Origin of the sequence: Pseudomonas sp. W5-36, from assembly GCF_046540455.1 — a bacterium.
GTDB lineage: Bacteria > Pseudomonadota > Gammaproteobacteria > Pseudomonadales > Pseudomonadaceae > Aquipseudomonas > Aquipseudomonas graminis_B.
In genome coordinates this window covers 69,362-77,651 of record NZ_JAXCIQ010000022.1, presented here as the reverse complement: position 1 = coordinate 77,651, position 8,290 = coordinate 69,362, and the positions used below count along the sequence as shown (strand labels likewise).

Below are 8,290 nucleotides of genomic sequence, written 5' to 3'. Positions count from 1 at the left end.
GTACCTTGATCACATACCCGATTTGCTGAAGCGTTCTCAGGAACGAGTCAGTACCCGAATTTCTTGACGACCATAGAGCGTTGGAACCACCTGATCCCATCCCGAACTCAGCAGTGAAACGATGCATCGCCGATGGTAGTGTGGGGTTTCCCCATGTGAGAGTAGGTCATCGTCAAGATTAAATTCCAAAACCCCATTTGCGAAAGCAGATGGGGTTTTGTTTTTGCGCGCGATAAAAGAATAGAGCAAAAAAAACCACCCCGTAGGGTGGTCTCCATTTCCAACGCTGATCAGTCACCACGATAGACGCAACCGCTAGTACAGGTTTCGTGAATCCGTATAGCGGACAACTCTGGCAGCAGCGGCTTAAGCTCTTTCCAAATCCACTTCACCAGCACTTCACTGGTCGGATTTTCGAGGCCGGGGATGTCATTCAGGTAGTTATGGTCCAGGCGCTCGTACAGAGGCTTGAAGATTGTCTTGATCTCGGAGAAATCGCGAATCCAGCCGGTATGCGGATCCGGTTCGCCCTGCAGATAGATCGCTACACGGAACGAGTGACCGTGCAGACGTCCGCACTTGTGTCCGTCCGGCACGTGAGGGAGCCGGTGAGCGGACTCGAACGTAAATTCTTTAAAAATTTCCACGGTGATATAAGCCTTGAGAAGTGGCGATCGCCTGCGCGATAAATGCAAGCTGCGAGTTTATCAGCAATGGTTTGGCGAGTGACAGGCTGAACCTGACCACGTGGTTAAACCAGAGGCTCCAGCCGTTCGGCGAGACGGCCCGTGTCTACGAGCTCCAGAAACTCATCCCCCAGCCGCTGGCTGCTTTCCATTGCAGTGCGCCAGTACCGTTGCCGATCTGCATCCCTCCCGACGAACCGTTTGAAATCGCTTCTATCAGGCAGCTTGCGGTAGGGCAGCGTAGCCAGGTACGCGTGTGAGGGAGCCAGCAGCACCACGTCTTGAAGCCGAGTCTGGTCGCCTCTGCGCCATGGCAGTGCCTTGTCAAACCAACCCGGAATGATTTTGTCGGTGAAGTGCGGATACAGCACAATGTCGCTTCCGCTGTACGGAAGGTCCAGATGGTAGTCGAGCAGGCCGCCGTCGCGGAACATCCCTGCGCCAACACCGGGTATCTCTCCAACGCCCTCCATGACCATCGGAATGGAGCCAGACGCCAGCAATGCCTGGCGCAGGTTCAGTGTGTCCAGCGGCAAGCAACACGATGGGAAGTCAGTCAATGGCAGCAGGGGAGGGACGAGGCGTGGGTCGTGCATGACCAGTCGTTCGAAATGTCGCGACAGGCGTGCGCGCCCGATCAGGTTATCAGCGACGACAGCCCCTAGCCCCAGGCTTAACCCTGCGCGATGATCCCGGGCAAGCAAGCCCCGACTTCTGACGATCATCACGTTAAGACGGTAATGAGCATTCGCCAGAACGTGTGCATCATTCGCCTGCAAAAGCGCATCAAGCATCGTCACGCAGCTTCGGGTGACCTGTGCCATCGTCACGCCTTTGGCGAAACTCTGCTCGTTGTACAGGTGGCCAAGTCGCCGGATACCTGCAACCGGGTCCGGCAGGCAGGCGCTAGCAAATCGCCACGAACCGATAGAGGCGCCAATCAACGATCGCTCCCGTTGAGCCCGGGGCAGCCATTCACCGAACAGCGCCAGATCCAGGCCCTGAATGCCCAATGCTTTCGGACCACCCGCAGCGCCAGGGATGATGCCGACATCTATCGGCGATAGGCCTTGCTCCCTGATCCGCGTCATCGCACGCCTGCCGGCCTTGATAGTCAATGCCGGGTATTTGATCTGAATGTTGCTCATGGCCCCTCCGGGTCGGACAGGGGCGAAGTATATCGTGGGTCCCGCTTTCATCCACCGGCGGCTCGACGGGTAGTGGCACGTAGCCAGATAAATTCAGCTTCAATTAAGTTCGCCCGTTTATGGTGGGTTCCGTGAACAACCAGACCCCTACGGAGATCCACCATGAAAATCCTGACTGCCTTTATCGCTGCCACTGCACTCACTGTCACAGCCGGTTATGTCCAGGCCCGGGATTTAGGTCCTGATGAGGCGCTGAAACTGCGCGATGCAGGTACTATTCAATCCTTTGAAAAACTCAACGCTGTCGCCTTGGCCAAGCACCCTAAATCCACCATTACTGATACCGAGCTGGAACAGGAATATGGCAAGTACGTTTACCAGATCGAACTGCGCGATACGCAAGGTGTGGAGTGGGACGTTGAAGTGGACGCCGTCAGCGGGCAGATTCTCAAAGATCATCAGGACGCCTGATGATCGCCAGTAAGCGTCCCGCCAAGCGTTTCGTTTACTGTCTGGTGGCCGTATGTGCGGTCACTTCGAGCCTGGAGTGCCTGGCTCGGGACCTGAATCAGGACGAGGTGCTTGAGCTGCGAAGGAAAGGCGTGATTCTGCCGCTTGAGCAGTTCATTGATCAGGCATTGGGGCGTTACCCCGGCTCTAAGTTGCTTGAGGCCGAACTTGAGGAAAAACACGGCGTGTTGGTGTATGAGATTGAGCTTCTCACTGCCGATCATGTGGTGCGCGAGCTGAAATTCGATGCCGGTGACAGCCGCCTGTTGCAAGACAAGGAAGACGATTGATGCGTTTGTTATTGGTTGAGGACCACGTTCCTTTGGCGGACGAGCTCATCAGTACGCTGGGCCGGCAAGGCTACGCGATCGACTGGCTGACCGACGGCCGCGACGCCATTCATCAAGGTGCCACCGAGCCCTACGACCTGATCGTGCTTGACCTCGGTCTGCCGGGGGTTCCGGGGCTTGAGGTCCTGCAGAAATGGCGCTCAGGCGGGCTGTCCACGCCTGTCCTCATTCTGACCGCGCGGGCCTCTTGGGCCGAGCGTATCGAGGGCCTCAAGGCCGGCGCCGACGACTACCTGACCAAACCCTTCCATCCCGAGGAACTGCAGTTGCGCATCCAGGCGCTGCTTCGCCGTGTCCGAGGTCTGGCCAACCAACCGAAACTCGAAGCCGCAGGCCTGCACCTGGACGAGGGGCGCCAGTGCGTCAGTCGCGGTGAGGAGGACATTCAACTGACGGCGGCGGAATTTCGCCTGCTCCGTTATTTCATGCTGCACCCCGGGCAGATACTCTCCAAGAGCCACTTGGCAGAGCACCTTTATGATGGGGAGAACGAACGGGACTCGAACGTCATCGAGGTCCATGTCAATCATTTGCGTCGCAAGCTTGGCCGCGCCGTTGTCGAGACGCGGCGTGGGCAGGGCTATCGTTTTGCCGGGACGGGCGAGTGAGGTCCATTCAGCGACGGCTGAGTCTGGGCCTGATCAGCGTGCTGTTGATTGTCGGGTTGGTCTTGGCGCAGATCAGCCTGTGGCTGTTTGAAGTGGGCTTGCAGCGATACCTCGAGTCTGGCCTGCGCAATGAAAGCGAACTGCTGCTGGTGGCACTGGTTCGCGGTCCGGACGGCTTGCAGCTCGACGAGCATCGGCTGTCGCCCGGCTACCAACGACCTTATTCCGGCCATTATTTCCGGATTGATTTCGACCAGGGTCATTGGCGGTCGCGCTCGTTGTGGGATCTCGAGTTGCCGCATCCCGGACAGCCCGGACTGCATGCCGATCTTGCCCTGGAAAAGACCGATCAATCGCTGTTGTTGCTGCACACCGATTACCGCAAGTTCGGCCAGACCATCTCCATCACCGTCGCTCAGGACTACACCCCGGTGCGGGACAGTTTCGCACTGGTCCAGCGCATCGGTCTCGGGCTGGGACTGATGGCCCTGGTTTTGATTCTTGTGTTGCAACGCGTCACCGTTCGACGCGCCCTGCGCCCGCTGGAAAGGGCCAGAGAACAGATTTTCCAGTTGCAACAAGGGCAGCGTTCGCAGCTCGATGAGCGAGTGCCGGTGGAGCTTGAGCCGCTGGTCGCGCAGATCAATCATCTGCTGGCCCATACCGAGGACAGTCTCAAACGTTCTCGCAATGCCCTTGGCAACCTGGGCCACGCGTTGAAGACGCCGCTCGCGGTCCTGATGAGCCTGGCCGAAGGCGACAAGCTGACCGGCCACCCGCATGTGCGCGACACCCTGCGCGATCAATTGCAGCACATTCAGCAGCGTCTTGAGCGTGAGCTTAATCGTGCGCGGTTGTCAGGCGATGCCTTGCCGGGCGCGCGGTTTGATTGCGCTGCGGAGATCCCCGGGCTGTTTTCCACCTTGCGGATGATTCATGGCGAGCACCTTGAGCTCAGCAGTGAAATCGGTGCGGGTCTGTTTCTGCCGTGGGACCGTGAGGACATCCTCGAATTGCTCGGCAACATCATGGACAACGCCTGCAAGTGGGCCGACAGCCAGGTCAGCCTGACCATTGCCAAGCACGCTGACGGCTACTGCCTGCTGATCGACGACGACGGCCCGGGCATCCCCGTGGAGCATCGCGATGACGTCATCGGCCGTGGCAATCGCCTGGACGAGCAAGTGACCGGCCACGGTCTGGGACTCGGCATCGTCAAGGACATCGTCGAGGCGTGGGGCGGGCGCATTCAGTTGCTGGACAGCCCCATGGGCGGGTTGCAAGTGCGCATCGATTTGCCCGAGCGAATCAGCCCGCAACTGCCGGGGAGCGAAAACGCACGTCAATCTTCATGACCTCAACTTTTTGCGCGCCGGGCCGTTAACCGTAAAGGAACCCCAACGGCTCAACGCACAAAAACAAAGGGTCATGACTGCTATGCGGCTAAATCTCAAAGCCAAAGTACTTTCGCTCGCGGTGCTCCCGGTATTGGTGTTCGCACTGATCATCAGCGCCAGCACCGTCATCATGCTGCGTGAACAGGGCAAGCGCGAAGTCGAGGAAACCCGCCAGCACCTGCTCGCGGAGGCCAAAGCCACGTTACAAAGTTACGTGGCTGTCGCGCTGGGCACCATCAAACCGCTGTACGACGCCTCGGCCCCGGGTGACATGGAGGCCCGCGCGCAAGTCATCAAAATGCTCTCTCAGGTCAACTACGCCAAGGACGGATACTTCTTCGGTTACGATTCTCAGGCGGTGCGGCTGTTCAAGGGCAATAGTCCAGACGGCATCGGCAAGAGCTTTAAAGACGCCCGCGATCCGAACGGTGTTTTCGTCAATGCTGGTCTCGTTGACGTCGCGAAAGCAGGTACTCATTACCTGGAATATTCCTCGGCGCTGCCCGGTTCGAGCGAACTGGTGCCCAAACTGGGGTATACCGAATACCTGCCCAAATGGGACATGGCGTTCGGGTCGTCGATCAACCTGGACAACATCGATGCCAAAGTCATGGAGCTGCAGAAGAATGTCGCCGAGCGCCGGCAGAGCATGCTTGTCAGCATCATCGGCATCACGCTGCTGGTACTGGTGATCATCGCGGCGGCGGGTTTCTGGATCGCGGGCGGTATCCTGCGGCCCCTGCGCCTGATGAAAGCCAACCTCGATGACATCGCCGCCGGTGAGGGTGATCTGACTCGGCGTCTGGCGGTGACCTCCCAGGACGAACTTGGCGATCTGGCGGGTTCGTTCAACCGCTTCGTCGACAAGATTCACGGGCTGGTCCGGCAGATCGCCGAAATGACCTCTCAATTGACCGGGCTTGTGGGTGAAGTGACCGATCAGGCGCAGCGTTCCGAGCAGGCCATGGAGCGTCAGCGTCACGAGACCGATCAGGTGGCTACGGCGATTAATCAGATGTCGGCCGCGGCCCAGGAAGTCGCGAAGAGCGCGCAGGGTGCCTCGGTGGCTGCGCAGCAAACCGATGCCGAAGGTCAGGCCGCCAAGCGAGTGGTCGACGGCAGCATTCAGCAGATTCACGCGTTGGTCAACGACATCCGCGACAGCGGTACGTCACTGGACAGCCTGCAGAATGACGTGTCGTCCATCGTCGGCGTGCTTGGGGTGATTCGTTCCATCGCCGATCAGACCAATCTCCTGGCGCTCAACGCCGCGATCGAAGCCGCGCGTGCCGGGGAAGCGGGTCGCGGGTTCGCAGTGGTAGCGGATGAGGTGCGTGCGTTGGCCAGCCGCACGCAGCAAAGCACTCAGGAAATTCAAGGCATGATCGACCGTTTGCAGCAGGGCACCCACGGCGCGGTGCAGGCCATGAAACGTTCGAGCGAGGCGGGCGACGGGACTTCCGCTCGCGCCAACGAAGCCGGCGCGTCGCTGGACACCATCGGTCAACTGATCGGCACTATCAACGCGATGAACGCGCAGATTGCCAGCGCTGCAGAAGAGCAGACGGCCGTGGCGGAAGAGATCAATCGCAGCGTCCACCAGATCGCCGTGGCGGTCGAAAGCGTGGCCGATGAAACCCGCCACAGCGCCTCCACGTCACGTAACCTCACGGCGCTTAACCAACGCCTCGGCCAGTTGGTTCGGCAGTTCAGAATCTGAACGGGGCGGCGGGCCTCGCTCGGGGCCCGCTGTCAGCGCTTCCTCCACTGACCGTGCACTTCAGGCGCGGCACTCCTGCGGCGATTGACTGACTAAGCATCAGGCCGTGTGCTTGGCGCGGTGTAATGACATGGAAGAAACATGAACGAAACCGCGCTGCAAAAGAAAACCCTCCTGCTGTTATTGATACTGGTCACCATCGCGTTTATCTGGATTCTGCTGCCGTTCTACGGCGCGGTGTTCTGGGCGGTGATCCTCGGGATCATCTTCGCGCCGCTGCAACGCCGTCTGTTGGCTCGCTTCGGCTGGCAGCGCAACCTGACGTCCCTTTGTACGCTGATGATCTGTCTGGTCATCGCGATTCTGCCGGTCATCGTCATTGCGGCGTTGATGGTTCAGGAGGGGGCGACGCTCTACAAGAATGTGGAAAGTGGTCAGCTCGACATCGCCAAGTACCTGGCTGAATTCAAGGTGCTGCTGCCGCCCTATGTGCAGCATTGGCTTGATCGTCTGGGCATGGGAGATTTCAACGGGCTGCGCGACAAGATCGCCAAAAGCGCGATGCAGGGCAGCAATTACCTGGCGACCCAGGCGTTCAGCTTCGGGCAGGGTACGTTCGATTTCGTGGTCAGTTTTTTCATCATGCTCTACCTGCTGTTCTTTTTCCTGCGTGACGGACAGGACCTTACCCGCAAGATCCGCATCGCGATTCCATTGGCCGAGCCTCAGAAACGCCGATTGCAGTTGAAATTCACGCGTGTTGTGCGTGCAACGGTGAAGGGCAATATTGTCGTGGCCGTGACGCAAGGCGCGTTGGGCGGGTTTATTTTCTGGGCACTGGATATCCCGAGCGCTTTGCTGTGGGCGGTGATGATGGCGTTTCTGTCGTTGCTGCCGGCGGTGGGGGCGGGGATTGTCTGGGCGCCGGTTGCGCTGTATTTCCTGCTCAGCGGGATGATCTGGCAGGGTGTGGTGTTGGGGCTGTTTGGGGTGTTTGTGATCGGGCTGGTGGATAACGTGTTGCGTCCGATCCTGGTGGGCAAGGATACGCGGATGCCCGATTATCTGATTCTGATCTCGACGCTGGGCGGTATGGCGGTGTTCGGGCTGAACGGGTTCGTGATCGGGCCGATGGTGGCGGCGTTGTTTATGTCGACGTGGGCGTTGTTTACCGGCGACAAGAAAACCATTCGATTGCCTGGTTAGCGTGTGTTTTAAGATCAAGATCTAAAGCGTCTGCCTAAGGGCAGACTGTTTCGCCTTCGGCGAGTTACTTGGAAAAGCACCCCAAGTAACCAAGGGTGCTTGCTCCTGGTTGGGCCCTTCCTTCGTCAGGGTTCCTTCACTCCGGTCTCGCTCCGTGGGCCCGCGCCGAACGGACATCCATGTCCTGACGGCGCTCTCGCCGCATCCATGCGGCTCGGCCCACTGCGCGAGACCTCCGTTCAGCCTGCACCCAAGTCGCGATTGGCGGTGTTTGAGCCTTTTGCGTGTGAAGATCAAAAGCACATCTAAAGCAGATCAAGAGCTTCCCGGCTAAAGCCAGTCCTACAGGTATCCCGCACGGTCAGTAGGACCGGCTTTAGCCGGGAAGCTGTTGATCTTGATCTTCATACACAGCAGTCCAGACGACACCCATCGCGACTTGGGTGCAGGCCGAACGCAGACGACGCGGAGTGGGCCGAGCGGCATGGATGCCGCGAGAGCGCCGTTAGGACATGGATGTCCGTTCGGCGCGGGCCCACGGAGCGTCGTCGAAGTGAGGGAACCCTGACGAAGGAAGGGCCTAACCGAGAGCAAGCACCCTTGGTTACTTGGGGTGCTTTTCCAAGTAACTCGCCGAAGGCGAAACCGAGGCCGTTAGGCCGTTA

The 8,290-nt window shown here is 59.0% G+C and carries 8 protein-coding genes and 1 rRNA gene; 7 read left to right on the top strand and 2 right to left on the bottom strand.

Annotated features, from left to right (window positions below):
• Nucleotides 1-62: 62 nt before the first annotated feature.
• Nucleotides 63-178 (top strand): 5S ribosomal RNA (gene rrf / locus SLW74_RS24685).
• A 112-nt stretch (nucleotides 179-290) separates the two neighbouring features.
• Here the strand turns inward: rrf and queD are convergent.
• Nucleotides 291-647 carry a 6-carboxytetrahydropterin synthase QueD gene (gene queD, locus SLW74_RS24680; RefSeq protein WP_074893670.1) on the bottom strand — a complete coding sequence of 119 codons (357 nt, stop codon included), beginning with the start codon at nucleotides 645-647 and terminating at the stop codon, nucleotides 291-293.
• 104 nt (nucleotides 648-751) lie between these two features.
• A complete protein-coding gene (locus SLW74_RS24675) occupies nucleotides 752-1,834 on the bottom strand; it encodes a patatin-like phospholipase family protein (RefSeq protein ID WP_410930402.1) in 1,083 nt (360 codons plus the stop codon).
• Between the two features lie 162 nt (nucleotides 1,835-1,996).
• On the opposite strand from SLW74_RS24675, the gene SLW74_RS24670 reads away from it, so the two are divergent.
• The 6 genes from SLW74_RS24670 to SLW74_RS24645 all read left to right on the top strand — a co-directional run bounded on the left by SLW74_RS24670 (nucleotide 1,997) and on the right by SLW74_RS24645 (nucleotide 7,625).
• Nucleotides 1,997-2,305, top strand: a complete 309-nt coding sequence (locus SLW74_RS24670; protein ID WP_410930401.1) for a PepSY domain-containing protein — start codon at nucleotides 1,997-1,999, stop codon at nucleotides 2,303-2,305.
• Complete coding sequence (locus SLW74_RS24665; RefSeq protein ID WP_065989104.1) at nucleotides 2,305-2,634, top strand: PepSY domain-containing protein; 330 nt, start codon at nucleotides 2,305-2,307, stop codon at nucleotides 2,632-2,634. Before SLW74_RS24670 ends, SLW74_RS24665 begins: the two co-directional genes overlap by 1 nt.
• Complete coding sequence (locus SLW74_RS24660) at nucleotides 2,634-3,302, top strand: response regulator transcription factor (protein WP_065989106.1); 669 nt, start codon at nucleotides 2,634-2,636, stop codon at nucleotides 3,300-3,302. Before SLW74_RS24665 ends, SLW74_RS24660 begins: the two co-directional genes overlap by 1 nt.
• Nucleotides 3,299-4,657, top strand: coding sequence for an ATP-binding protein (locus tag SLW74_RS24655; protein WP_410930400.1), 1,359 nt, complete (start codon nucleotides 3,299-3,301; stop codon nucleotides 4,655-4,657). Before SLW74_RS24660 ends, SLW74_RS24655 begins: the two co-directional genes overlap by 4 nt.
• A gap of 82 nt (nucleotides 4,658-4,739) precedes the next feature.
• On the top strand, nucleotides 4,740-6,419 hold the full coding sequence (locus tag SLW74_RS24650; protein ID WP_192136165.1) for a methyl-accepting chemotaxis protein: 1,680 nt from the start codon (nucleotides 4,740-4,742) through the stop codon (nucleotides 6,417-6,419).
• Between the two features lie 141 nt (nucleotides 6,420-6,560).
• Complete coding sequence (locus tag SLW74_RS24645; RefSeq protein ID WP_065989110.1) at nucleotides 6,561-7,625, top strand: AI-2E family transporter; 1,065 nt, start codon at nucleotides 6,561-6,563, stop codon at nucleotides 7,623-7,625.
• Nucleotides 7,626-8,290: the final 665 nt, after the last annotated feature.

Excerpts from the sequence above, each read along its gene's own strand:
- SLW74_RS24645 (WP_065989110.1), top strand. The coding sequence starts at position 6,561 with ATGAACGAAACCGCGCTGCAAAAGAAAACCCTCCTGCTGTTATTGATA.
- SLW74_RS24660 (WP_065989106.1), top strand. The coding sequence starts at position 2,634 with ATGCGTTTGTTATTGGTTGAGGACCACGTTCCTTTGGCGGACGAGCTC.
- SLW74_RS24665 (WP_065989104.1), top strand. The coding sequence starts at position 2,305 with ATGATCGCCAGTAAGCGTCCCGCCAAGCGTTTCGTTTACTGTCTGGTG.
- SLW74_RS24675 (WP_410930402.1), bottom strand. The coding sequence starts at position 1,834 with ATGAGCAACATTCAGATCAAATACCCGGCATTGACTATCAAGGCCGGC.
- SLW74_RS24650 (WP_192136165.1), top strand. The coding sequence starts at position 4,740 with ATGCGGCTAAATCTCAAAGCCAAAGTACTTTCGCTCGCGGTGCTCCCG.
- SLW74_RS24670 (WP_410930401.1), top strand. The coding sequence starts at position 1,997 with ATGAAAATCCTGACTGCCTTTATCGCTGCCACTGCACTCACTGTCACA.